The organism is Enterocloster clostridioformis, assembly GCF_020297485.1.
Classification (GTDB): Bacteria; Bacillota; Clostridia; order Lachnospirales; family Lachnospiraceae; genus Enterocloster; species Enterocloster clostridioformis.
The window spans coordinates 3,460,149-3,484,899 of the sequence record NZ_JAIWZC010000001.1; the positions used below are offsets into that span (position 1 = coordinate 3,460,149).

General features: G+C 48.7%; 23 protein-coding genes. 5 read left to right on the forward strand and 18 right to left on the reverse strand.

Annotated elements, in window-relative coordinates; genetic code table 11:
* Positions 1–52: 52 nt before the first annotated feature.
* From LA360_RS17420 to LA360_RS17430, 3 genes are all read left to right on the forward strand, one after another.
* Positions 53–1,390 carry an RHS repeat domain-containing protein gene (locus LA360_RS17420; protein WP_225537597.1) on the forward strand — a complete coding sequence of 446 codons (1,338 nt, stop codon included), beginning with the start codon at positions 53–55 and terminating at the stop codon, positions 1,388–1,390.
* A gap of 187 nt (positions 1,391–1,577) precedes the next feature.
* Positions 1,578–2,783, forward strand: coding sequence for an IS256 family transposase (locus LA360_RS17425; protein ID WP_174713906.1), 1,206 nt, complete (start codon positions 1,578–1,580; stop codon positions 2,781–2,783).
* A gap of 69 nt (positions 2,784–2,852) precedes the next feature.
* A complete protein-coding gene (locus LA360_RS17430; protein ID WP_057571261.1) occupies positions 2,853–3,065 on the forward strand; it encodes a hypothetical protein in 213 nt (70 codons plus the stop codon).
* Here the strand turns inward: LA360_RS17430 and LA360_RS17435 are convergent.
* From LA360_RS17435 to LA360_RS17470, 8 genes are all read right to left on the reverse strand, one after another.
* On the reverse strand, positions 3,062–3,337 hold the full coding sequence (locus LA360_RS17435; protein ID WP_057571260.1) for a hypothetical protein: 276 nt from the start codon (positions 3,335–3,337) through the stop codon (positions 3,062–3,064). The two genes, LA360_RS17430 and LA360_RS17435, sit on opposite strands and share 4 nt — an antisense overlap.
* Before the next feature lie 180 nt (positions 3,338–3,517).
* A complete protein-coding gene (locus tag LA360_RS17440) occupies positions 3,518–4,462 on the reverse strand; it encodes a transketolase family protein (protein ID WP_022202364.1) in 945 nt (314 codons plus the stop codon).
* 4 nt (positions 4,463–4,466) lie between these two features.
* Positions 4,467–5,306: a transketolase gene (locus LA360_RS17445; RefSeq protein WP_057571259.1), complete on the reverse strand. Its 840-nt coding sequence runs from the start codon at positions 5,304–5,306 to the stop codon at positions 4,467–4,469.
* A 37-nt stretch (positions 5,307–5,343) separates the two neighbouring features.
* Complete coding sequence (locus LA360_RS17450) at positions 5,344–6,324, reverse strand: ABC transporter permease (protein WP_022202362.1); 981 nt, start codon at positions 6,322–6,324, stop codon at positions 5,344–5,346.
* Positions 6,317–7,819 carry a sugar ABC transporter ATP-binding protein gene (locus LA360_RS17455; RefSeq protein WP_057571258.1) on the reverse strand — a complete coding sequence of 501 codons (1,503 nt, stop codon included), beginning with the start codon at positions 7,817–7,819 and terminating at the stop codon, positions 6,317–6,319. Before LA360_RS17455 ends, LA360_RS17450 begins: the two co-directional genes overlap by 8 nt.
* 102 nt (positions 7,820–7,921) lie before the next feature.
* On the reverse strand, positions 7,922–8,977 hold the full coding sequence (locus LA360_RS17460) for a substrate-binding domain-containing protein (protein ID WP_057571257.1): 1,056 nt from the start codon (positions 8,975–8,977) through the stop codon (positions 7,922–7,924).
* Positions 8,978–9,052: 75 nt separating this feature from the next.
* Positions 9,053–10,282, reverse strand: coding sequence for an ROK family transcriptional regulator (locus tag LA360_RS17465; protein WP_022202358.1), 1,230 nt, complete (start codon positions 10,280–10,282; stop codon positions 9,053–9,055).
* Positions 10,283–10,772: 490 nt separating this feature from the next.
* Positions 10,773–10,955, reverse strand: coding sequence for a FeoB-associated Cys-rich membrane protein (locus LA360_RS17470; RefSeq protein WP_002586740.1), 183 nt, complete (start codon positions 10,953–10,955; stop codon positions 10,773–10,775).
* A 211-nt stretch (positions 10,956–11,166) separates the two neighbouring features.
* Here LA360_RS17470 and LA360_RS17475 point away from each other — a divergent pair, with 211 nt between their 5' ends.
* Both LA360_RS17475 and LA360_RS17480 read left to right on the forward strand, forming a co-directional pair.
* Positions 11,167–11,547, forward strand: a complete 381-nt coding sequence (locus tag LA360_RS17475; protein WP_074662976.1) for a metal-dependent transcriptional regulator — start codon at positions 11,167–11,169, stop codon at positions 11,545–11,547.
* Positions 11,548–11,557: 10 nt separating this feature from the next.
* A complete protein-coding gene (locus LA360_RS17480; RefSeq protein ID WP_022202357.1) occupies positions 11,558–12,127 on the forward strand; it encodes a nitroreductase family protein in 570 nt (189 codons plus the stop codon).
* Between the two features lie 160 nt (positions 12,128–12,287).
* On the opposite strand, the gene LA360_RS17485 is transcribed toward LA360_RS17480, so the two are convergent.
* The 10 genes from LA360_RS17485 to LA360_RS17530 all read right to left on the reverse strand — a co-directional run bounded on the left by LA360_RS17485 (position 12,288) and on the right by LA360_RS17530 (position 24,694).
* The gene (locus LA360_RS17485; RefSeq protein WP_089776526.1) at positions 12,288–14,222 is read right to left on the reverse strand and encodes a heavy metal translocating P-type ATPase; all 1,935 of its coding nucleotides are present in this window, start codon (positions 14,220–14,222) and stop codon (positions 12,288–12,290) included.
* A gap of 33 nt (positions 14,223–14,255) precedes the next feature.
* On the reverse strand, positions 14,256–14,474 hold the full coding sequence (locus tag LA360_RS17490; RefSeq protein ID WP_002586736.1) for a cation transporter: 219 nt from the start codon (positions 14,472–14,474) through the stop codon (positions 14,256–14,258).
* Positions 14,475–14,551: 77 nt separating this feature from the next.
* Entirely contained in the window at positions 14,552–14,911 is a 360-nt protein-coding gene (locus LA360_RS17495) for an ArsR/SmtB family transcription factor (protein ID WP_002586735.1), read from the reverse strand.
* Between the two features lie 184 nt (positions 14,912–15,095).
* Positions 15,096–16,898 carry an aspartate--tRNA ligase gene (aspS, locus tag LA360_RS17500; protein WP_022202355.1) on the reverse strand — a complete coding sequence of 601 codons (1,803 nt, stop codon included), beginning with the start codon at positions 16,896–16,898 and terminating at the stop codon, positions 15,096–15,098.
* 22 nt (positions 16,899–16,920) lie between these two features.
* A complete protein-coding gene (hisS, locus tag LA360_RS17505; RefSeq protein ID WP_112481440.1) occupies positions 16,921–18,186 on the reverse strand; it encodes a histidine--tRNA ligase in 1,266 nt (421 codons plus the stop codon).
* 119 nt (positions 18,187–18,305) lie between these two features.
* Complete coding sequence (gene hemZ / locus LA360_RS17510; RefSeq protein WP_112481441.1) at positions 18,306–19,826, reverse strand: coproporphyrinogen dehydrogenase HemZ; 1,521 nt, start codon at positions 19,824–19,826, stop codon at positions 18,306–18,308.
* 32 nt (positions 19,827–19,858) lie between these two features.
* Positions 19,859–20,545: an MBL fold metallo-hydrolase gene (locus LA360_RS17515; protein ID WP_112481442.1), complete on the reverse strand. Its 687-nt coding sequence runs from the start codon at positions 20,543–20,545 to the stop codon at positions 19,859–19,861.
* A 21-nt stretch (positions 20,546–20,566) separates the two neighbouring features.
* Positions 20,567–22,852, reverse strand: coding sequence for a RelA/SpoT family protein (locus LA360_RS17520; RefSeq protein ID WP_022202351.1), 2,286 nt, complete (start codon positions 22,850–22,852; stop codon positions 20,567–20,569).
* A 310-nt stretch (positions 22,853–23,162) separates the two neighbouring features.
* Positions 23,163–23,687 (reverse strand): adenine phosphoribosyltransferase, encoded by a 525-nt coding sequence (locus LA360_RS17525; protein WP_022202349.1) that lies wholly within the window; start codon positions 23,685–23,687, stop codon positions 23,163–23,165.
* Positions 23,684–24,694, reverse strand: a complete 1,011-nt coding sequence (locus LA360_RS17530) for a LacI family DNA-binding transcriptional regulator (protein WP_002586727.1) — start codon at positions 24,692–24,694, stop codon at positions 23,684–23,686. The genes LA360_RS17525 and LA360_RS17530 overlap by 4 nt, the downstream gene beginning before the upstream one ends.
* Between the last annotated feature and the right edge of the window lie 57 nt (positions 24,695–24,751).

The window sequence follows — 24,751 nt, forward strand, 5'->3', positions numbered from 1 at the left end:
ATATTGGACACTGGGCCAGTTGGTGAACCGACGGGATAATATTTGTACCCATTTGCATAGACTGAAAAATCAATTCTTTACCGGTGAAGAGCCGGAAGCGGGGAAACTCGGTGCCGGCGTAAGCCAGGCATTGGCTGAGCGTCTCTTCAGTGAAGAAATCCTTGGAGGCCTGGCGGAAGATTTAGGAATCCCGGAGGAGACTGTAACAGCCCAGGAGGAGGCAGGAACAGACAGCAGTGATACGGCCAACGCTGACTATGGGCAAACCATGACTGCGACACCAGGCAATGCAGCCCCGGGTGCCGTAAGCCCAGGCAATGCGGCAGCCAGCTATGCCGGAAAGAATGATAACGGCAATAACGGGAACGGCGGCAATGGGAACTATTATGGCTGGGGGAACGGAAGCAATGGAAACGGAAACAACGGAAACGGAAACAGCGGAAATGGCAACGGCAACAGCAGCACCGGAGGAACCAATGACAATAATGGCAATGCTAACGGAAACACCAATAATACAGGCGGGAGCCAGAACCAGAGCGGTATCCTGTTCCCGGCAGATGGGGAGGTATCCGAGCTGGAGCAGGAACTGATTGACATGATTAAGACCACCGGGAAGCAGAAGAATTATGAGCTGGTGGAATATGTCAACGATGTGAACCGTGACCATGTGGAAGTGTTGATGGAGCTGAATATCAATGGTATAATGGATACGGCATACAGCTACGGGAATGAACGCCTGACCAATGAGCGTTTCACTGGCTGGACCGGCTACTATACCTATGACCCAAGAGGCAGCGTGACCGGTGTGACAGGAAGTGATGGATATATCTGGCAGTCGTACCGGTATAATGCCTTTGGAGATATCACGTTTGGCAAGCCGCAGAACAATAACGTATACAGCTATAATGCCGAGAGCTTCAATCCCAATATGGATGCCCAGTATTTAAGGGCGAGATATTACAGCGTGAAGACAGCCGGATTCATCAGTGAGGACAGCTACCTTGGTGATATCACAGATCCGTTGACACTGAACCGGTATAATTATGTTAAGAGCAGCCCTCTTAATTATACCGATCCTAGTGGTAACGTTGTAGAGACTGTTATAGATGTAGTATCTGCAATAGACAGTTCAGTAAGATTTATGAATGATCCATCATGGGCAAATGCAGGATTTGCAGTATGGGATATAGGTGCGGCAATCATTCCGCTGGCCCCGGGTTCTTATGTTGTTAAAGGAGCAAAATATCTAGGTGAGTTTGATAATGCGGTCCAGGCGGGAAAAGCGCTAAGCTTGTTGAATGAAGCAGGTTATCTAAAAGATAAGATGCTGGTTGCGGAGTTTGACTCTAAAATCTCAAGATGTGATGTAGGAAAGGAAATCCTAGTATAACTCGATTTAAATAAGATTACAATTTAAGCATTGATAGTAATCTGATTTCTTGGCTTACGTGTCGGGAGTATGAAAGTTTTTCTGTAAATAGCTATCAAGCAGTAGGTCTTCTATGATAAAATCTATTATCATAAGGAGGCCTATTATTATGGCGAGAAGAGAAAAGCAACCTGTACACAAGGTAGTTATGACGGAGGGCAAAAGGAACATTGTCCATCAGTTGTTGGAGGAGTATGACATCCAGACTGCTGAGGACATCCAGGAGGCCCTGAAAGACCTTCTGGGAAGTACCCTGAAAGAGATGATGGAGGCTGAGATGGATGACCACCTCGGTTATGAAAAATCGGAACGTTCTGATTCCGACGATTACCGCAACGGCTACAAGCCCAAGAGAATCAACAGCAGCTTCGGGAGCATGGACATCCAGGTGCCCCAGGACAGGAAGTCGACGTTTGAGCCACAGGTAGTAAAAAAGCGGCAAAAGGATATCTCCAGTATCGACCAGAAGATCATCTCCATGTATGCAAAAGGCATGACCACCAGCCAGATATCCGACACGCTGATGGATATCTATGGGTTCGAGGCTTCTGAGGGTTTCATTTCGGATGTGACGGACAAGCTTCTTCCACAGATCGAAGACTGGCAGAACCGCCCGCTGGAGGAGGTTTACCCGGTAGTCTATATTGACGCAATCCATTATTCTGTCCGGGAGAACGGAGTGATCCGCAAGCTTGCCGCCTATGTCATCCTTGGCCTCACGCTGGAAGGGAAAAAGGAAGTTTTAAGTATACAAATCGGGGAAAATGAGAGTTCCAAGTACTGGCTCTCTGTCCTGAATGAGCTGAAGAACCGCGGAGTGAAAGATATCCTCATCCTCTGCTCAGACGGACTCACGGGCATTAAGGAGGCCATATCGGCAGCATTCCCGAAGACGGAACAACAGCGCTGCATCGTGCATATGGTACGCAACACACTCAAATATGTCTCTGACAAAGACCGGAAAGCATTCTCCACAGATCTGAAAACTATCTACCACGCTGCGAACGAGGAGAAAGCCCTGGAGGCGCTGGAGAAGGTGACAGAAAAGTGGACGCCGAAATATCCGAATTCTATGAAGCGCTGGCACGACAACTGGGATGTAGTCTCGCCGATCTTTAAGTTCTCAATGGAGGTGCGAAAGGTGATCTACACGACCAACGCCATAGAGAGCCTCAATTCCACCTACCGCAAGCTCAACCGCCAGAGGAGCGTATTCCCCGGCAGCACAGCGCTTCTGAAGGCATTGTATCTGGCGACCTTTGAGGCCACGAAGAAATGGACAATGCCCATCCGCAACTGGGGGCAGGTTTACGGGGAACTGTCGATCATGTATGAAGGCCGACTGCCGGAATAAGTACACACAGGCATAGGTGTACACCTATGCCCGGATGTAGGTGTACACCTATCCGGAAAGGAGTCATCCATGTATGGATTTTCAAAATATGAGGCGCAGGGAAGGTATGATGAGTGGAATACCACACAGGTCAAGCTGAAACTGAACAACAAGACAGATGCCGATATCCTTGCTTGGATCAGGAAGCAGAAATACAGCCGGGATACCTCCGTACAGGGAGCCATTAAATCCCTGATACGGGCGGATATCGCCGGGAGCCAGGCTGAAGGGGCGCAGGGCTAATTCTCCCACGCTTTACATTCGTTGGCTGTCTGAAGTTCGGACAGGGATTTCATGACCGCCAGATAATCGATCCCTTCCATAACAGTGCCTGTACCAGGGTCAAACAATTCATCATCCGCGGAAGCGTTCGGGTTATAAGATTTCAGTTCGCGGTCGTACCATTCATAGATATCATTATATAAGTCTGCGGCCTGATCCAGCAAAGCCTGCAGTTTATTGATTTTTACCCTGATATTTTCTGGCACAAAGGGTTCGTCTGTTTTTAGCTTCATGAGATACCTCCTGATGATCTTATATCAGAAGTGTACCACATTTGATAGATCTTTCCAAAATATCTTGACAGAAGCCAAAAGCATCCGTATAGTAAAGGTAGGTGGTCACGACAGCCACCTACCTTTCTCATTAACCTATCATAGAAGATTTCAATTTACAGACTTTTTTTCATACCCCCGTTATTTCTTTCGCTGAATCGCATGTTTGGCCGCCGCGGCAATATGCTCTGGCGTCAAACCAAATGATTCCAGCAGTTCTTTTGGAGCACCCGAATGACCAAATTTATCTTCCACACCGATAAACTCAATAGGAACAGGTTCCGTTCCAACTATTACTTCCGAAACAGAACCGCCCAGGCCTCCTATCACATTATGCTCTTCTGCTGTCACAATAGCCCCTGTCTCTTTTGCCGCCTTAATGATAATATCCCTGTCAATCGGCTTAATTGTATGCATATCAATTACACGGGCATTTATGCCTTCCGCTTCCAGAATCTTCTCTGCCTTCAATGATTCCTGAACCATCAGGCCACAAGCAATAATTGTTACATCCGTACCGTCAGCCAACTGTACCCCTTTACCAATCTCAAATTTATAATTCTCAAAATTGTCCGTTACGCAATCCAGGGCGCAGCGGCCGGTTCTCAAATAACATGGCCCTTCATATTCCAAAACTGCCTTTGTTGCCAAACGTGTCTCATGAGAATCACAGGGCACAATTACTGTCATCTTTGGAATCGTACGCATCAAACTGATATCTTCGATGCACTGGTGGCTGGCTCCGTCCTCACCTACGGTCAAGCCGGCATGGCTTCCTATTATTTTCACATTTAATCCTGGATATGCCACACTGTTACGGATTTGGTCATAGGTACGCCCCGCTGCGAATACCGCAAAGGTATGTACCAGAGAAACAGCCCCACAGGTAGCAAAACCCGCCGCTATATCAACCATATTTGCTTCCGCGATACCGATATTAAAAAAACGTTCCGGATATTTCTCCGAAAAATACTGAGTCATTGTACAACTCTTCAAATCCGCATCAAAGACATAAACATTATCTCTATCACCAAATTCTTCCAATGCGAGGCCATATGCTACTCTAGTAGAAATATTTTCGCCCATTTTATCAGTCCTCCAATTCTGCAATTCTTTCGTCAAGTTCTGCATATGCTGTTTTAAATTCTTCCTCCGTGGGTTTTCCTCCGTGGAAGCGAACCTGATTTTCAAATATGGACACTCCTTTTCCCTTAACGGTATCTGCAACAATTACCGTCGGCTTCCCACTTGTTGAAGATGCCAATTCAATCACATTATGTATCTGTTCGATATCACTTCCGTCTATTTCCATTACATTCCACCCAAAGGCTCTGAACTTCTCTCCAATTGGATAGGGTGACATGACCTCTTCAAGGGAGCCATCCAATTGCAATTTATTATTGTCAACAAATGCGATTAAATTATCCACCCTGTAAAATCCAGCCGCCATAGCCGCTTCCCAGATCTGGCCTTCCTGAATTTCACCGTCTCCCATAATACAGAATACGCGATATCCCAGTTTTCTGCTTTGTCCATACATAGCCATGCCAAGTGCAACCGACAATCCCTGTCCCAACGATCCCCCTGACATATCAACCCCTGGAACATGGATTTCCACATGTCCTGAAAGGTCACTGTCAATTTTCCTAAAAGTTGCAAGATGTTCTGGTTTAAAAAAACCCTTCATCGCCAGAGCCGTATACAACGAGGGGGAGCAATGTCCTTTAGATAACACCAATCGGTCACGGTCTATCTTCTTTGGCTCATTTACATCTACATTCATCTCATCAAAATACAGAACCGATAAAATCTCCGCTATGGAGAATGATCCTCCTATATGTCCTGAGCCCGCGGTTTCAATGGTCTGTAATGCAAGCTTACGCATTTTATAAGCCTGCAGTTCTAATTGTCTTTTTAATTTACCGTCCATTACTACAAAATCCTCCTGAAATATTAATTAACAGTACTTATTTGGATGCATTCTGTTTTTTCTGTTTTAGGATATCAAAATAAACAGCGGAAATGATAATCATGCCCTTTAGGACAAATTGCCAATATGAATTTACATGCATCAAATTAAGACCATTGGAAATCACGCCAATGATTAAAACTCCAATCATCAAACCACCAACTGTACCGGTACCGCCAAAGAAGGATGTTCCTCCGAGTACTGCCGCCGCAATAGCATCTGTCTCATACCCTTCTCCGGTCGAAGGCTGACCAGAGGAGAGCCTGGCCGCCAGGACAACTCCACAGAATCCTGCAATCGTTCCGCTAATTGTCCATACCAGAATTTTTATCTTTTTGACATCAATTCCGGAAAAACGGGCAGATAATTCATTTCCACCAACCGCGTAAATATGCCGCCCGGTTCTTAATTTGTTTAGCAAGAAATAATCCATAATCAGGAATATTATCATATAGATAACCGGATATGGAACCACTCCCAGAGAACCCGTCCCAAACGCGCTAAAATTCGTATTCTTCGTAGTTACCGGAGAACCATTTGCAATCAGATATGCGGCTCCCCTGCATACAGACTGCATTGCCAGTGTCACCACAAAAGGATGGATTCCTGTATATGTAATGATGACGCCATTTATCAAGCCTACAAATGTCCCCACCAGGATTCCAACAGCAATACCCATGGGTATGGGGAGTCCAAAGCTTTCAAAGGTCATAACGCACATGACTCCACTAAGGGCAGCCAAGGCTCCTCCTGTCAGATCAATACCAGCCAATATAATAGCAAGCTGTACTCCAATCGCCAGATAACAGTTAGTAGCGCAAGTTCTCAATAAATTCACCATATTGGTTTTAGTTAAGAAATTATTTCCAAAAATTGCAAAAAGCGTGCCCATAGCAAATAAAGCAATAAGGATACCGCAGTTTAGCCTGAAATAGTTACGTGTTGCGCGAACCATAGCACTATTGGATCTTCTATTCATTTTTGTTCACCCCCATTGCGTATGTTAAAATCATCTCCTGAGAAATACCATCTTGGTGTGCCAGCTCTCCTGTAATCCGCCCTTCATGCATTATCACTACACGGTCACTCATATTCATAACCTCCGGCATTTCGGAAGAAATCAATATAATTGCCAATCCTTCCTTTGCCAGGTTATTAATGATAGTATATATCTCAGCTTTAGCCCCCACATCAATACCACGTGTAGGTTCATCCAGAATCAGCACCTCCGGATCCGTTGCCAACCACTTTGCAAGCAACACCTTTTGCTGATTGCCTCCTGACAAAGTTGAACAATTTACATTAGGGGACGGTGCCTTTATTTTCAGTGCATCTATACCCTGTTCAACAATCCCTGCTTCCTTATCAGCATCTACCCGCATCCCTCTCATGAATCGGTCCAGAACAGGAAGGGATATATTAAATGCAATTGTATTCTTTAATAACAGCCCCTCTGTTTTACGGCTCTCTGGAACGAGGGCAACACCTCTTTTTTGCATAAACATTGGGTCTGGCTTTTTTACCAATTCGCCTTTCAGATATATCTCTCCTGAATCCAAAGGATCCAGTCCCATAACAACTTTCATCAATTCCGACCGGCCAGCACCTACCAGACCGTAAAAACCGAGTATCTCTCCTTTTCGCACGGAAAAACTGCAATTTATGGCTCTTTTTCCTGCACATATATTTCTAGCTTCTAACACAACCTGTCCCAGCTCATTAAATGTCCTTACATAATAATTTCCCAAGTCCCGTCCAACCATAAGGGATATAAGCTGCGCCTCTGTACATTTTTTAGATTGGAGTTCACCCATAAATTCTCCGTCACGCATGATCGTAACCGCATCACACAACTGAAACACTTCTGCCATTTTATGCGTAATGAACACAATCCCCATACCCTGCTTTTTTAAATCGCCGACAGTCTTAAAAAGTATGTCCACTTCCTTTTCTGAAAGCGAGGATGTTGGCTCATCCAAGATGAGTATCTTTGCATTTAAGGAAAACGACTTTGCTATTTCTACCATCTGCTGCTGTCCTATTGAAAGTTTTCCGACATTTTCATTAGGATCCACTTCAAGGCCAACTCGTTCCAATAAGGGTCTTGCGGCCTCTGCCATCTTATCTTTATTTACCATTCCAAAAGAATTCCTCATTTCACGGCCCAGAAAGATATTTTCTGCAATTGTAAGATACGGTTCTAGCGCAAGTTCCTGATGGATAAATGCCACCCCCATATTCTGGGAGTCGTGGACTGAGTGGATACTGACCATCTTTCCTTCGATATATATGTCGCCCGAATCCGCTGTAAATACGCCTCCCAGCACATTCATGAGCGTAGACTTTCCCGCACCGTTCTCACCCATAAGCCCCATGACCTCGCCTTCATGTACGGTAATCGCCGCATTATTGAGCGCACGTACACCCGGAAAAGTCTTTACTATATTTTCCATGCGTAAAAGCTCTTTTTTCATCTTCTATGCTCCTTACCTTGTTACCCCTTGACAATTCGAAAGGGGAAAACCCCCATAGGTCTTCCCCTTTCGAGAGCACTCTTCATGCAAACTGGTTGGGACTTACTGCCAATCTGAAATATCAAAATCACCAATATTATCTGCCGTAATCAGTTCAACCGGAACAACTATTTCACTTTCCACAGTCTCGCCAGCCAAGTAGGAGAGCGCTACATCTACCGCACTAGCTCCAACAACAGACGGCTGTTGAGCCGCAGAACCGGTTGCAGAACCATTTGCCACATAACTCATAAAATCCGGATTCCCGTCAACACCATATATTACAATATCAGACCTATTGGACGCTGCGCACGCTTGTACACAGCCCAGCGCAGCCATATCGTTGATGCAAAAGAAGCCAGCAAGCCCGCTGTCGGCTGTAATTGCGTCTTCAGCAACCGGCAGTGTCGTTGCAGTATCTCCTGAAGTATCAGAAGTCCCTATAATATTAAAATAACCGCCAATGGTATCCCTAAATCCCTGCTCGCGCTGTACACACGCAGTTCCCGAAGGCTGATTCATAATATAAATTTTAGATCCCTCTTCCAGCTTTTCCATCATATTTTTTGCACATTCAACACCCGCCGCATAGTTATCAGAAGCAATCACCGATACCACTAAATCTGTGCGATCTGCAGCGGTATCCACATTAACAACCGGAATGTTGGCATCCGCACACGCCAAAAGCGCTTCTGTACATGCAGTACAATCCATAGGCGCCATAATGATTGCATCCACTTCCTGGTTAATCAAGTCATAAATGTAATTATTCATGGTTGCCTGATCGCTTTCAGCATCTACTGTAACCAACTGTCTGCCCGGATCCATTCCCTTATCAGTCATGGCATCCTTGATACCCCCCATCATAGCTGTCCAAAATGGATTATTCATCGTTGTTGGGACATACGCAATCGTTATATCTGATACAACTTTATCCGACTTTGCCTCCGCTGATGCAGCCTTATCGGCTCCTGATGACGTTTCCTCTTTTTCAGAAGACACTTCCGCCGTCTTTGTTGGTTCGCCGCTTCCCGCATCTGTGCCGGAACTTCCGCATCCAGCTAAGTTTGCAGCCATTGCCACTGCCATCATAATGCTCAGTACACCCTTCTTTTTCATATCATCTTCTCCTTTTTAACATGTTTTATATCTTTTTATCTTTTCCCGCGCGTAAAAAAGACAAATAGTATCCTGTCAGCATAATGCCTGCCGAATCCTTTCCAGTAATAGGTTGTTTTTAAACAGCTTTTCCAGCGCAATATAATACCCTCCCAGCAAAACCGTATCCTCTTTCAGCTTTGTGCATCTTATGGAAACATTTTCCATTATAGATGGATGGACGAACTGACTGACTGACCGCTGTACCTTCTCGAGGAATTCCGGCAAATCTGGATAATCCGCTCCCAATATGACACAGTCCGGGTTGATAATATAAACAATACTGGCAATTCCATATCCAAGCATCCACGCCATCTTATCAATTGCATAAACCGCCAGCGGGTCACCATTTTTATAAGCATCTAATATTTCCCAATAGGAGCTTTTTTCGGTTAATGGACTTTCCGGAAATTCATAAAGACGTTCCAACATATACCGCACTGCGCTTTCTGTGCCCGCACAGTATTCATAGGTACCCTGTATCCCATTCTGCACATGCTTTCCGTTATAATTGATACCCATATGTCCGATTTCTCCGGCGATTCCCAACTGTCCCTCTACAATTTTTCCATTTATTATAATTCCTGCCCCGATGCCAAATCCCACGGAGCCCAGAGCAACTAAACTGACATGCCTATCTGTCTGGCGTTCTTCGGCACATTTCCACTCAGCATAGGCTAATAATTTTGCATCGTGTTCAGATATAATAGGGCGGCCAAAAGCCTCCTCCAGTTCTTTATGTATATTGACCCAGCTTAACTGCTCAAATCCCGATACAAGGAATTCTTCCCGGTCTACATCTTTATCTTTACGGATATATGGTCCTGGTAATCCCAGACAAATTTCTATCACACGGTCTTTACCATACTGTTCTATCAGATTTTTTCCCGTCTCTTTCAGCCTTCTTATAATTTCATAAATATCTCTTTTTTCCAAAAATTCAAATCGTATATGATTAATCATATGTCCGTCAACGGAATACACGCTAACTCGGTAATCTTTCCGATTAATACTAATCGACATGATGTAAATTCCGTCCAGTTTAAGGCAAATCAATTCACCACGTCTCCCCGAAGCACTTTCTCCATCCACAGCAATAATACCCAAATCTAAAAATTCATTTATGATATTGGTTATGGTTGCTTTCTGAAGTCCAATCCGCGCCGAAAGGTCTGTCCTTGTCATACTTCCATTTTCCAGAAGGGTTTTAAGGACAAGAGTACGGTTTGTCTTCTGCATTTCATTACTATTCATTCCATACTTCATAATCAGCCATATCCTCCTCTCTATTTATGTTCATTATTTTAATATATAACTAAAAGTTTTGGCAATATAGTTTATTTAATTAACCTAAATATCTTTTCTTTTGTATATATTACATTATTATTTTCTATTTGTCAACATATGTTTGACTGTTTTTTATATTATAGTGTTCATTTAATTAACTATATATTCTTAATATACTTAAAGCCCCTGCTTTTGCGACCGAACTCACAGCAGGGCTGAAGCTCTTTCATTATCGTAGCCTGAATACAGGAAAAGGCAGGAGAAAATCTATGCTCCTGCCAGTACATATCTATTTTTATCCCTATCTGGTTTAACACATCACGGATACCCTTACAAAAAATCGCTATAACTATGGAACAAAAAAGAACTTCACAAACAGTAAAAACGAGATGTATTCCTCATATTATACACCTCGTTTTATTCCTAGTACATTATTCAAGACAGCTTTTAACCCGAGACCCTGCAGACACTAAACCCCTTTCCCAGCCTTCTCATGGCTTCCATGACACATAGAGGAACCCGCGCAACCTCCGCATCCTCCCGCACATCCTCCGCATCCCTTGCCTGACTTCTTGTCCTTTATCATGACACGGACGATTGCCCCTGTGAGCAGGACCAATATGACCAGAATGATTAATGTCGAAAGATTCATTTGTATCTTCTCCTCCTTCCTGTTTATGCCTGGACAGACACCGGTTCTGACCCTTTCCCAATCTTTTTACAGGCGCTCTTATAAGCACTCTTACAGATTAGCCATTTCTAACTCCATTCCCAGATTAGCACTTTCTAACTCTCTTGTCAATCGTTTTTTTATATGTTACACTTAGAACTATCATACTAAATAAACGGGGGTATTTACAGACTTGAAAATACAGGAATCAGCAGAGAATTATCTGGAAACCATACTCATGCTGGCCAGGGAAAAGCCCTATGTCCGCTCCATCGACATTGCCAATGAACTTGGGTTCTCCAAGCCCAGTGTCAGCGTGGCCATGAAGAATCTCCGCCAGAACGGGTATGTCCAGATGGACGATCAGGGGCATATCACGCTGACGCCTTCCGGACAGGCCATTGCGGACACCATGTATGAACGCCATACGCTGCTGTCCAACTGGCTGATTTACCTGGGTGTGGACCCCAGGACAGCTGCTGAGGATGCCTGCCGCATGGAACACACCCTGAGCGCTGAAAGCTTTGATGCCATCAAGCGCCACATCACCCACGGCCATGAACTGCCGGATTAGGAGGAAGCCTATGCTCAAAGACCTTGTTAAACAATGCCGCTCTTACAGAAGATTCTATCAGGATACCGCCATCCCATACAATGAACTGGCTGATATGGTGGATACGGCCCGTCTGGCCGCTTCTGCCTCCAATGCCCAGGCCCTCAAATTCAAGATTCTGTGCACACCGGAGGAATGCGCCGATATCTACCCGTATATTGCCTGGGCGGGCGCCCTGAAGGATTGGGGCGGACCAGAGGAGGGCGAGAGACCCTCCGCCTACATCGTCATTGCCTGTGACCTGGCTATCGGAAAAAACAAGCAGTGGGATGACGGAATCACGGCCCAGACCATCATGCTGGCTGCCGTGGAAAAGGGATACGGCGGATGTATGATTGGCAGCTGCATGCGGTCAGAGATTGGCCGGCTCCTGGGACTTGATCCGGAGCATTACAGCATAGACCTGGTGCTGGCCCTTGGAAAGCCCAGGGAAGAAGTAGTCCTGGTGCCGGTAAAGGAAGATGGATCCACTGCGTACTACCGCGACGGGAATCAGGTTCACTATGTTCCCAAACGCAGCCTGGAGGACATCCTTCTGTGATGTTCCTTTCATGATTTGGTTTTCAGCACTGCGGCATTATATTCTGCCATGAATAAAACAAAGCGCATCGGGCGGACATGTATTTTACATGTACCCGATACGCTTTTTTCATATTTCCGGAAGGTAACTATTTCTTCGCTGCCAAAAGGCTTTACGCTTATTACAGTGACAGGGCTCTCATTGCGTTTAGTATGGCAATGACCGACACGCCCACATCCGCGAACACTGCCTCCCACATATTGGCCGCGCCCGCGGCGCCCATTAAGAGCACCACTGCCTTGACCCCCAGCGCAAAGGCGATGTTCTGCTTTACAATGGACAGGGTCTTTCGCGATATGCGGACCACATCCGCGATTCTGGCAGGGTTATCGTCCATAAGCACAATATCCGCCGCCTCGATGGCTGCATCTGATCCCATGCTTCCCATGGCAATTCCCACATCCGCCCTGGAGAGAACAGGCGCGTCATTGATTCCGTCTCCCACAAAGGCCAGCCTGTGCTTTCCTGTCTGCCGTGACAGCAGCTCCTCAACCTTTGCCACCTTGTCTCCCGGAAGGAGCTCCGCGTGGACCTCATCCAGTCCCAGCCTGGCCGCCACTGCTTCCCCTACCTCTTTCTTGTCTCCGGTGAGCATGATTGTCCTTCTGACACCCACCTTTTTAAGATTCCTGATTGCCTCCAATGCCTCATCCTTGATTGAATCCGATATGACGATATATCCGCAGTACACGCCGTCCAGAGCCACATACACAACCGTGCCCATGCTGGTGCATTCCTGATACTGCACATTCATTTCTTTCATCAGCTTGCTGTTGCCGGCCAGTACGGTATGACCGTCAATCTCCGCCCGCACTCCATGGCCGGATATCTCCCGGGCATTGCTGACACGGTTCAGGTCCATGGTATCTCCCCACGCATCCTTGATGGAGCGTGAGATGGGGTGGTCTGAATAACTTTCCGCCAGTGCCGCCAGTTCCAGCAGGGAACGCTTTTTCTCATCGGAAGGCTGGCTGGCCGCCCACACCCTGGTCCGCGGCACCTCAGACGCCTCCGGGACAGGGCTGCCGGCCACTGCGTGAATCTCAGTCACCTTGAATTCTCCCTTGGTCAGCGTACCTGTCTTATCAAAGACAATGGTATCCATCTCAGACAGAGCCTCCAGATAGTTGCTTCCCTTGATGAGCACGCCCTTTTTGGAAGCAGCGCCGATGCCTGAGAAGAAGCTCATAGGCACGGAAATCACCAGGGCGCACGGGCAGGAGATTACCAGAAAGGTGCAGGCCCTTCTGACGCCCTCAGACCAGGTCTGGCCAAAGAACAGGGGCGGAATCACAGCCAGGAGCACGGCTCCCATCACCACCAGAGGGGTATAATATCTGGCAAACCGGGTGATGAAGTTTTCCACATGGGCTTTTTTGCTGCTGGCATTCTCCACCAGCTCCAGAATCTTTGCCACGGTGGAATCATCAAACTCCTTTGCGACCTGCACCCGCAGAAGGCCGCTGCCGTTGACACAGCCGCTGATGATGTCGTCTCCCTCCGCTACCTTACGTGGCACGGACTCACCGGTCAGCGCTGAGGTATCCACCATGGAGTCCCCAAACACGACTTTGCCGTCAAGAGGAATTCTCTCCCCGGACTTGACCACGATGATATCTCCCACCTGTACGTCGTCCGGGTTCACCTGCTTTAACTGCCCATCCTCCTCTATGTTGGCATACTCCGGGCAGATATCCATAAGCTCAGTGATGGACTGCCTGGAACGGTTCACCGCGTAGCTCTGGAACAGTTCGCCCACCTGATAAAACAGCATAACCGCCACAGCTTCCGAATATTCCCCCACGCCAAAGGCGCCGAAGGTAGCCACTGTCATCAGGAAATTCTCATCAAAAACCTGGCCGTTTCGGATATTGCGGAATGCCCTGTATACAACATCCAATCCAATCAGAACATAGGGAATTAGGTACAAAGCCATCTTTCCCCACAGCCCAAGCCATTCCGGCAAAATCTCCATGTGGTCTGACACTGCCAGGGTAATGTAAATGATGAAGGCTGCTATGATACGGGACAGCATTGCCTTTTGTTTCTTAGTCATATCGTTTTCCTTTCCGGTGCCGTCCTGCTGCGTTTAAAGCTGGATCACGCAGTCAGGCTCCACCTTCCTGCATACAGACACTACTTCCTTCATAATTTCATCGAACCTGCTGTCATCTGCTTCTATGGTCATCTTCTGGGTCATGAAGCTTACCGTTGCATCTGAGACTCCCTCAATCTTCTTGATTGCTTCCTCCATCTTGGCTGCGCAGTTGGCACAATCCAGGTCCTGCAGTTTGAATTTCTTCTTCATTCTTATTCTCCTCCATATTTGTTATTTTATTTATGATCCGTTTTCCATCCCTGCACCATCGGCATCTGCCGCAAAACCTATTCCTCTATATGCTCCATACCCTGGTTGATGATGGTCCTCACATGGCTGTCCGCCAGCGAATAGAATACGGCCTTGCCGTCCCTGCGGCTCTTAACCAGGCGGTTCTGCTTAAGGATTCTCAGCTGGTGTGATATGGCTGACTGGTTCATATTAAGCAGCTGCGCAATGTCGCAGACACACATCTCCGCCTCAAAGAGCACATACAATATCTTGATCCTGGTGGAATCCCCAAACACCTTGAATATCTCCGCCAGGTCATATAGCTTATCCTCATCCGGCATCTTGTCATTGACTGCCCTTACCACATCCTCATGAACCTGGTAAAAATCGCAGCATTCCACATCATTCATTGCCATGGCTGGTAACCTCCTCTTCTTATTTTTATTTGATTAAATGAATGTGTGTTCATATGTTTATATCTACATTATATGCTCAGATTTTAAAATGTCAACTGGAAAATTAAAAAATATTTGAAAATCCCACTCAGTCAGGCAAAAATAAAAGGAGCCGGCCCCATGGGACCAGCTCCGTCTGATAATCCTATATATGATACTGCTCTTCCTCAGCCGCAACCGCAATATGCAGCTCCTCCAGCTGTTTCTCATCCACCTGTCCAGGCGCCTCCGTCATCAGACAGGAAGCATCCTTCACCTTAGGGAACGCGATAACGTCGCGGATACTGTCAGCTCCCACCATTAACATCACCACACGGTCCAGGCCATATGCCAGGCCTGCGTGGGGCGGAACACCATACTTAAATGCCTCCAGAAGAAAGCCGAACTGCTCCTTGGCTCTCTCAGGCGTAAAGCCCAGCACTTCAAACATCTTGGACTGGATATCGGCCTGGTGGATACGCACGGAACCGCCTCCCATCTCCACGCCGTTCAGGACGATATCATAAGCCTTGGCGCGAACCCTGCCGGGATCCGTATCAATATACTGTAAATCTTCATCCATGGGCATGGTGAACGGATGGTGCATGGCCACGTAACGGTCCTCTTCCTCTGAATATTCCAGAAGCGGGAACTCTGTCACCCACAGGAACTTAAAGTCATCCTTCTTAAGCAAATCCAGCTGTCTGGCCAGTTCCAGACGCAGGTTGCCCAGGACATCAAATACCACCTTATCCCGGTCAGCGGCAAACAGCAGCAGGTCGCCCGGCTTTCCGTCCATGACCTTAATCAGGGCATTCATTTCCTCATCCTTCATGAACTTTGCAAAGGAGGACTTGAAGGTGCCGTCCTCGCTGATTGCCACATAGGCAAGTCCCTTGGCGCCAAAGCCCTTGGCATACTCCACCAGAGCGTCTATCTTTTTACGGGGCATATGTCCCTGTCCCCGGGCATTAATGCCGCGGACGCTGCCGCCATTTTCCAGGGCGCCCTTAAACACCGCGAACTCACAGCCCTTAACCGCCTCCGAAACATTCTTAAGCTCCATACCAAAACGCAGGTCCGGCTTATCAGAGCCAAAGCGGTCCATGGCCTCCTGCCAGGTCATGCGGGGAATGGGCAGCTGCACATCAAAATTGCAGATTTCCTTAAACAGCTTCTTTAACAGGCGCTCATTTACATCCAGCACATCGTCCACATCCACAAAGGACAGCTCCATGTCAATCTGTGTGAATTCAGGCTGACGGTCTGCCCTCAGGTCCTCATCGCGGTAGCAGCGGGCCAGCTGGAAATAGCGGTCATAACCGGAACACATGAGAAGCTGCTTGAACAGCTGCGGTGACTGGGGCAGGGCGTAGAAGGAACCAGGATGCACGCGGCTGGGTACCAGATAATCCCTGGCCCCCTCAGGCGTACTCTTAATCAGGGTGGGAGTCTCAATCTCAAGGAATCCCTCAGATGCCAGAAAAGCTCTGGTCAGGGTAGCCACCCGGCTCCTAATCATAAGATTTCTCTGGATATCCGGTCTTCTCAAATCCAGGAAACGGTATTTCAGGCGCAGCTCTTCCTTTGTCTTGCTGTTCTCCTCAATGGGGAAGGGAGGTGTCTCGGACTCGGAAAGAATGCGCATGGAATTGGCCCTGATTTCTATGGCTCCTGTGGCCAGATTGGTATTTACCGCGCCGGAGCGGGCCTCCACCCGTCCTGTAACGGCAACTACGAACTCGCTCCTCAGCTTTTCCGCCTTTGCAAAGCTCTCTGCGCCGCAGTCATTTTCCTCAAATATAATCTGAAGGATGCCGGAGCGGTCCCTCAAATCCACAAAGATGATGCCGCCCTTATTCCTGCTCTTCTGGACCCATCCCATAACGGTCACTTCCTGACCGATGTGGGCAGTGGTCACTTCCGTACATCTATGGGTACGCTTTAACCCAACCATTGATTCTGCCATTGTCTTATCTCCTTTATTTTCCTTAATTCTTCAGGCTTTCCTTATAAAATTCCTTAAACTCCGTATACCCTTCCCTGCCCAGCTGTTCCTTCTGGAACTTCTTGTTCTTATTCATCTGGGCAACCAGAACCCGTACGCCCTTCTTTCTCTCTTCCATGGCCTCGCGGATTACAGCTGCCAGCCTGGCGCTGTCCACGCCCTTCTCAAAGAGAAACGCCTTACTGGCAGAAGCGCCGGGCACGGTAAAGCCATTGTCCATAAGGATGGTTACAATGCGCTCAAAGCCTATGGAGAATCCGCAGGCCGGTGTCTCCATGCCTGTAAACTTTCCAATCATCTTATCGTAGCGGCCGCCGCCTGCCACGGAACCGCCAAAGCCCTCCATGGAGACCTCGAAAATAGTCCCTGTATAATATGACATGCCCCTGACCAGCGTGGGGTCGAACTCCAGGCCGAAGTCAGCCTCAGCCACCTCAGCCACCGTGTCCATGATGTGGGCCAGGCCCTCGCTTACATTGGCGGGCATCACCTCTGAGAGCATCTGTCCCAGGGCCCTTACCCCGGCTGCATCCTTTGTCACGTTCTTAAGCATGTCCAGATATTTGCTTACGCTCTCCGGACAATAGCCGGATTCCAGAAGCTCCTTCTCCACGCCTTCATACCCAATCTTATCCATCTTGTCCAGGGTAATAAATACCTGGTCCATGGACTCCTCCGGAAAACCGCAGTACAGGGCCATGCCCCGCAGGATGCCCCTGTCATTGATACGGACAGTAAAGCCGTTGTCCGGGCAGATTCTTCCAAGGGCAGTGGTGGTGGCCAGAATCAGCTCAATTTCAGCCAGGCTGGTGGCATCTCCCAGAATATCGATGTCACACTGAACAAACTGGCGGAAACGGCCCTTCTGGGGGCGGTCCGCGCGCCACACGCTTCCCATCTGAAGCGCCTTGAAGGGACTTGGCAGGTTGGCTGCATTGTTGGCGTAATAGCGGGAAAGGGGGAGGGTCAGGTCATAGCGCAGGCCGCTGTCCACCAGGTCATTCTCTTCCTTTGCCCCTTCCAGGTTAAGCTTGTCCCCTCTTTTCAGTATCTTGAAAATCAGCTTCTCATTATCTCCGCCCTGTTTGCTGGTCAGGTTCCCGATGTGCTCTACGCAGGGTGTCTCTATCTGGGTAAATCCAAAGCTTTTATAGGTCTCTTTGATTTGATTCATCACGTACTCACGAATCTGCATCTCAGCAGGCGTGATATCTCTCATGCCGGTGACCGGCTTCTTTGCTAATGCCATACGCGTTCTCCAATCCTGATTTTTCTTCAATATCTTTATTTTAAGCATCTTTTATGATTTTGCAAGTGTTTTCAATGATTTTTTCCTCCCTGTGAGTCCGCGCCGCCGCGGGCTTACAGTTAAAGGATGCGCTCCTTGCGCTGTATCATCTCGTCAATCCTGCTGATGTACTGCTCCACTTCCTTTACATTCTCGCAGCGTTCCCTGCGGTTCTCAGAAGGAAATACCACCTTGGTGGTGGTTCCCGCGCCGCAGGCAGCTATGGTCTGCATCTCCTCCATGATAAGGATGTTGTAGATACAGGCTTTGCCGGGCAGGGAGTACCCTACATTCTCAAAATTACCGGCCATGTTTTTCTGGCGGTACAGATAATAGGGCTCCATACCCATCTCACGGGCGCAGGCAGCGCTGAGCTCGATCATCTCCGGGGTGTTCTGAATCTTCAGCCCGCCGTACTCCTCCCTGAACATGTTGAGCCTGGCCGCCCTCTTGATGGCCAGGGAATGGACCGTAAGGGAATCCGGGCCTAGAGCCCGTACCTCCTCCAATGTGCGCCGCACATCATCCATATTCTCCTCTGGAAGCCCCATAATCAGATCCATGTTGATGTTGTCAAATCCCAGCTCCCGGGCCATGTAAAAACGCTCCTTCACCATCTCCACGGTGTGGTGGCGCCCAATGAGGTCCAGGGTTTTCTGGTTCATGGTCTGGGGATTAATGGAAATACGGGTAATGCCGTGGTCTCTCAGCACCTTAAGCTTGTCCGGGGTAATGCTGTCCGGCCTTCCGGCCTCCACTGTAAACTCCAGCACGCGGCTCAGGTCAAAGAGCTGCTCCAGCCTGCTTAAAAGGGCTTCCAAATCCTCCGCGGGAAGGGACGTGGGGGTGCCTCCGCCGAAATAGACCGTGTCCAGGGGCCTTCCCTCCATCTTCCGGGCCGTATATTCCAGCTCCTTAAACAACGCCTCCAGATAAAGACCTGTACGCCCCCTCCATTTTTCAATGGGATAGGAGGTAAAGGAACAGTACAGACAGGTGGTGGGGCAGAATGGTATCCCCACATACAGGCTGTAGCCCCGCTCATAGTCCAATGGTTCCAGAAGTTTTTTCTCCCTGGCGGCAATCTCAATGCTCAAATCTATCTTATCATCGCTGGCAAGGTAGGTCTCCTTCATAAAAGAACGGATATCCTCCTCCTTCCAGCCTTCCTCCAGCCTGGTAAGGGCTATCTTGGTGGGGCGGATGCCGGTGAGGGAACCCCAGGGCATTTCCTTGCCCGTGCGCGCCGCCAGCATGAGGTAAAACATTTTCTTTATGACATTCTTGGTGGCGGAATGGTCCGAAAGGTCCGAGGGACGGGTGCGGGAATCCGATAACTTCCAGCCCTTTAACCCCTCCGGCCGTGATGGGGCCTGATCTTTTCCCGGCTCCATCACGGTCCCGTTCCCGCTTAAGTCCTCTGAGGCGGCTCCATTTTCCCATATACAGACGGAAACCGTGCCATCTCCCAGCCGTGTCTCCACGTAAAAGTCCACCCCGTCTTTTACCTCATGGGCATAAGCCTCACCTGGATAAAAGGACATCAGAAGTTCTCTGATGTCCTGTTCGTACCGGTTATCCTGTATTAAAAGTCCAATCATACAAAACCTGCTTTCTATAATAAAGCCTTCTTTTATTCCTGTTTGAAGGCATCCGGGCCTTTTACCCGGAGGATGTTGTCTCTTACCGTAAGCACGGGATTCCCCTTCTTCTCAAACCCGATGGTGGTGGGATCTCCGTGTCCTGTATACACCATGGTATCATCCGGCAGTTTAAACAGTACGTCCACAATGGAGCTGACAATACGAATCGTATTCCCTGTGGGCAGGTCTGTCCTGCCATAGGAACCGCAAAACAGGGTATCGCCTGCAAAGACAATGCCCTCATCCGGCAGATAGAAGCAGCAGGAGCCTGCGGTATGTCCCGGTGTGAACAGCACCTTCCACCTGGTTCCCAAAAGCTCCAGCTCCTGTCCGTCATGGAGAAGCACATCCGCATGAAGGCTGGTCTGCGGGCCTCTGAATCCTCCGGTCATATTAAGCTTTGTATCGGCCAGCATATTTTCCTCTGTCTCATATGCATAGACCTTTACCCGGAATGCCCTGAGCACATCCGGCACAGCCATGATATGGTCAAAATGGCCGTGGGTCAGCAGGACTGCCGTGAGATTGATTCCCAGCTCGCTGCACATATTCAGAATATAGGGAGCGTTGTCAGCCGGGTCAATGACCACCCCCTCCTTGGCCTGCTCATCATAAACCAGATAACAGTTGGTACTCACCTGTCCCAGTACACATGTCTTAATCCTAATATCGCTCATTTCCTTCCCCTTTCATCACATCTATCCTGTTGTTCTCTCTATATCCAGAACGCCCTCAATCTGGCGTATCTTATCGGTCAGCCGGTTCAGCTCATCGGTCCCATGAATGTCAAATGTCATGATGATGGTGGCCTTGCCCTGCTTGCTGGTCCTTACATTCATGGAAGTAATGTCAATCTGCTTTTCCGTAAAGACCTTGGATATATCTGCAAACATACCAATCCGGTTATTGGCAAATATCTTGATTTCCGTGGAGTACTGCTCATTGCTGCCGGCTCCCTCCGCCATCTGCCATTCTGCGTCAATCATCCTGCTGCGTTCATCCTCCGGCAGGTTGATGATGTTCACGCAGTCCGTGCGGTGGATGGATACGCCCCGGCCCCTGGTGACAAATCCTACGATTTCGTCCCCCGGCACCGGGTTGCAGCACTTGGAGAAGCGGACCGCCAGGTCATGGATTCCCTTGACCATGATGCCGCTCTTTGATCTGCGGACGCTGGCCTCACCAGACCTTCCCGCTGTGTCGGCAATTCCGCTGAGCACATCCGCATCCGTAATCTCCCTCTTTAACTTCTTCTCCCGCTCCTCCAGCATCTTATTGATGACCTGGCCCTCTTTCAGGCCCCCGTGTCCAATGGATGCCAGAACGGAATCCCAATCCTTATAGGCATACCGGTTCATAACCTTTTCCATGAACTCAGGCTTGCCGATTTCAGACCAATTAATGCCCTTTGCCTTACAGTAGCGTTCAATCTGGTCCCGGCCCCTGACGATGTTGTCTTCCTTCATCTGGCTCTTGAACCACTGGTTAATCTTATTCTTGGCCTGGGTACTCTTCACAATGCCCAGCCAGTCCCGGCTGGGTCCCTTGGAATTCTGGGATGTGATGATTTCCAGCTGGTCGCCGTTTTGAATCACATATTCGATGGGCACCAGCTTGCCGTTGACCCTGGCTCCCACCATCTTATTTCCCACCGCGCTGTGTATACAATATGCAAAGTCAATGGGAGTGGAACCGCTGGGCAGGGTCTTTACATCCCCTGACGGTGTAAAGCAGTACACACTGTCGGAGAACAGATCCAAATCCCCCTTGACCATACTCAGGAATTCCTTGGAATCGTCCGTATCCCTCTGCCACTCCAGAATCTGGCGCAGCCAGCTGAGCTTTGCCTCCGCGCTTCCCGCAGCCACCTGTCCGCTTCCGCTCTCCTTATATTTCCAGTGGGCGGCGATACCGTATTCCGCTGTCCTGTGCATCTCATAGGTGCGGATCTGTATCTCAAAAGGCTGCCCGTTGCTTCCAATCAGGGTGGTGTGCAGGGACTGGTACATATTCTGTTTTGGCATGGCTATATAGTCTTTAAAACGGCCCGGAATGGGCTTATACATCTCATGGATGACACCCAGGGCAGCATAGCAGTCCTTCACGGTCTCCACCATGATGCGCACTGCGAACAAATCATATATCTGGTCCAGAGTCTTATTCTGGTTCACCATCTTTTTATAGATACTGAAAAAATGCTTCACACGTCCGCCCACAGTGGCCTCAATGCCCGCATCCTCCATATGGCTCTTGACCTCATCCACGATTTCCTGGACAAAGGCCTCTCTTGTATCCTTGCGGAGGGCCACCTTCTCCACCAGGTCGTAATATACATCCGGCTGAAGGAACTTAAGGGACAGATCGTCCAGTTCAATCTTAATCTTGGAAATACCCAGTCTGTCAGCGATGGGAGCATAGATCTCCATGGTTTCCCTGGCTTTTTCCTTTTGCTTCTCCGGCTTCCAGTACTGACCGGTCCTCATATTGTGGAGACGGTCCGCCAGCTTGATGATAATGACGCGGATGTCCTTTGCCATGGCCAAAAACATCTTGCGCAGGTTGTCTGCCTGGATTTCCACCTTGTCCTTATCCCAGTTTAACTGTGTCAGCTTGGTGACACCGTCCACCAGGAAGGAAACCTCGGAGCCAAACTCCTTGGTCAGCTGCTCCAGGGTCATGATGGTATCCTCCACCACATCATGAAGAAGCCCTGCCGCAATGGTCTCCTTATCCATCTCCAAATCGGCCAGTATAATGGCCACGCAGAGCGGATGGATGATATAGGGCTCCCCGGATTTGCGCTTCTGTTCCTTATGGGCCTCGTCCGCAATCCTGTAAGCCTTTTCGATCATGGTGATATCATCCGACGGATGATATTTACGAATTGTATTAATCAAGTCCTGATACAGCACTTCAGGGCTGGTAAAGTCGGCCGGCGCTTCCAATTCGATATCCAGTTTTTCTTTTGTTCCCTCATTTGCCATATGTTCGGTCACCTTTTCCTATGGATAGTCAAGATACATTATAATTTTTTTTATGTAAAAAAGCAAGGGGCGCTTGGAAAAAAGCGGGGCCGGGCCGGAAGGCGGTCTTTTGACACGCTCTATACCGGCCCTGCCTCGTCAGACTTGTCATAGACGGCAATCCCGTTTTCTCTGTGCGCTTCACCCCGTACATGGCTCTGTCCGCCCGGTTTATCAGGTCCTTCATGCTCTCGGATTCCCTCCGGACATAACAAAAAGGCCCATTTTTATTCTAACGGGGCCTTTCTGTAACCAAATCTGTTTCATTTTCCTACTTGCCTTCATAAATAATCGCGGAATCCACATCATATCCCTTCAGATGCTCCCGCCCGTTCAGCCCTTTCAGCTCCATGACAAAGCAGATCTTTACCACCTGTCCGCCCAGCTGCTCAATCAGCTTCACAATCGCCTCGGTGGTGCCTCCCGTGGCGATCAGGTCGTCCACAATGATTACCTTCTGGCCCGGACGGATGGCATCCTTGTGCATTTCAATGGTTGCCTGTCCGTATTCCAGATCATATTCCATGGCAATGGTCTCGCAGGGAAGCTTTCCCTTTTTGCGCACAGGCACAAATCCCTTGTGCTGTGCATAGGCCACCGGCACTCCAAAGATAAATCCCCTTGATTCCGGACCTATCACCAGGTCGTAATCCAGGTCCTTCACCATGTCAATCAGACTGTCCACTGCCATGTGAAGCCCGTCCGCGTCCTGCAGGATGCTGGTCACATCCCGGAATATGATTCCAGGCTCCGGAAAATCCGGTATGCTTCTTACATACTCTTCTAACTTTTTCATGATGGTTTCCTCTCTTCCACATTCAGATTCTTAACCGTATCCCTGATAATCAGCTTATTGTTCAGGTAAATCCTCCGGTTGTCGATGATTCCCTCATCCAGGCGCCTGAGCAGCACCCTGGCTCCCTCTTTGGCAATCTCACCCATGTTGCGCTCCACTGTGGTCAAATGCATATCCGAATAGCCTGACATATCCCAGTTGTCAAAGCCCACCAGGGAAACATCGTCCGGTACCTTAAGACCGGCCTCCACAATGGCTGTCCTGGCTCCAAAAGCCATCTCATCGTTAAAGCACAGCAGGGCCGTGGGCCGGAAGGCGAGAAGCTGTTTTGCCGCGGTATATCCGCTGGCATACCGGTAATTGCCGCTGATGACGGGAAGGGCATCCGGATCCAGTCCGTGGCTGGTCATGGACGTCCTCCATCCCCTGCGGCGCAGCCGGCTGGAATCCAGTCCCGGATTTCCTTCTATGATGCCGATGTTCCGGTGTCCGTTCTCCAGCAGATAGTCCATGGCCCGTTCCATGGCAAGGGCCTCATCCGTGGTCACATTGGGCGCGTCCACGTCCACGGCCCGGCAGATGACTGCCATGGGAATCTTTTTGTCCAGGACCTCATTCATAAACTCCATGTCCTCGCTTCGCTGGGACAATACGATGATTCCGTCAAAATAGCTGGGATTCAGTGTTCCGGGTTCGTGCATATCAATACCTTTAACCACTACATTATACTTGCTTCCCGCAACACTGTAAACCCCTGTCAGCACGTCGTGGAGCACAAACGGCGATGTCATCTTACTGATGGTAGAGAAATACAGCCCTATTACATAGGATCTGGACTTCTTCAGGTTGATGGCCGCCTGGTTTGGCACATACCCCATCTCCTGGGCCAGGCGCAGTATATTCTTCCTGCTTTCCGTGTTCTCCACTCCTATGCCGTTTAAGGCCCTGGATACCGTGGAATAGGAAACCCCTGCCCTTTTCGCGATATCCTTTATCGTCACTGCCATAATATCCCCCTCTTTGCAATCCCCCACAAGCGTTTACATATCATTTCCGTTCAGGCG

Excerpts from the sequence above, each read along its gene's own strand:
- LA360_RS17425 (WP_174713906.1), top strand. The coding sequence starts at position 1,578 with ATGACGGAGGGCAAAAGGAACATTGTCCATCAGTTGTTGGAGGAGTAT.
- LA360_RS17430 (WP_057571261.1), top strand. The coding sequence starts at position 2,853 with ATGTATGGATTTTCAAAATATGAGGCGCAGGGAAGGTATGATGAGTGG.
- LA360_RS17435 (WP_057571260.1), bottom strand. The coding sequence starts at position 3,337 with ATGAAGCTAAAAACAGACGAACCCTTTGTGCCAGAAAATATCAGGGTA.
- LA360_RS17440 (WP_022202364.1), bottom strand. The coding sequence starts at position 4,462 with ATGGGCGAAAATATTTCTACTAGAGTAGCATATGGCCTCGCATTGGAA.
- LA360_RS17445 (WP_057571259.1), bottom strand. The coding sequence starts at position 5,306 with ATGGACGGTAAATTAAAAAGACAATTAGAACTGCAGGCTTATAAAATG.
- LA360_RS17450 (WP_022202362.1), bottom strand. The coding sequence starts at position 6,324 with ATGAATAGAAGATCCAATAGTGCTATGGTTCGCGCAACACGTAACTAT.
- LA360_RS17455 (WP_057571258.1), bottom strand. The coding sequence starts at position 7,819 with ATGAAAAAAGAGCTTTTACGCATGGAAAATATAGTAAAGACTTTTCCG.
- LA360_RS17460 (WP_057571257.1), bottom strand. The coding sequence starts at position 8,977 with ATGAAAAAGAAGGGTGTACTGAGCATTATGATGGCAGTGGCAATGGCT.
- LA360_RS17465 (WP_022202358.1), bottom strand. The coding sequence starts at position 10,282 with ATGAAGTATGGAATGAATAGTAATGAAATGCAGAAGACAAACCGTACT.
- LA360_RS17470 (WP_002586740.1), bottom strand. The coding sequence starts at position 10,955 with ATGAATCTTTCGACATTAATCATTCTGGTCATATTGGTCCTGCTCACA.
- LA360_RS17480 (WP_022202357.1), top strand. The coding sequence starts at position 11,558 with ATGCTCAAAGACCTTGTTAAACAATGCCGCTCTTACAGAAGATTCTAT.
- LA360_RS17485 (WP_089776526.1), bottom strand. The coding sequence starts at position 14,222 with ATGACTAAGAAACAAAAGGCAATGCTGTCCCGTATCATAGCAGCCTTC.
- LA360_RS17490 (WP_002586736.1), bottom strand. The coding sequence starts at position 14,474 with ATGAAGAAGAAATTCAAACTGCAGGACCTGGATTGTGCCAACTGCGCA.
- LA360_RS17495 (WP_002586735.1), bottom strand. The coding sequence starts at position 14,911 with ATGGCAATGAATGATGTGGAATGCTGCGATTTTTACCAGGTTCATGAG.
- aspS (WP_022202355.1), bottom strand. The coding sequence starts at position 16,898 with ATGGCAGAATCAATGGTTGGGTTAAAGCGTACCCATAGATGTACGGAA.
- hisS (WP_112481440.1), bottom strand. The coding sequence starts at position 18,186 with ATGGCATTAGCAAAGAAGCCGGTCACCGGCATGAGAGATATCACGCCT.
- hemZ (WP_112481441.1), bottom strand. The coding sequence starts at position 19,826 with ATGATTGGACTTTTAATACAGGATAACCGGTACGAACAGGACATCAGA.
- LA360_RS17515 (WP_112481442.1), bottom strand. The coding sequence starts at position 20,545 with ATGAGCGATATTAGGATTAAGACATGTGTACTGGGACAGGTGAGTACC.
- LA360_RS17520 (WP_022202351.1), bottom strand. The coding sequence starts at position 22,852 with ATGGCAAATGAGGGAACAAAAGAAAAACTGGATATCGAATTGGAAGCG.
- LA360_RS17525 (WP_022202349.1), bottom strand. The coding sequence starts at position 23,687 with ATGAAAAAGTTAGAAGAGTATGTAAGAAGCATACCGGATTTTCCGGAG.
- LA360_RS17530 (WP_002586727.1), bottom strand. The coding sequence starts at position 24,694 with ATGGCAGTGACGATAAAGGATATCGCGAAAAGGGCAGGGGTTTCCTAT.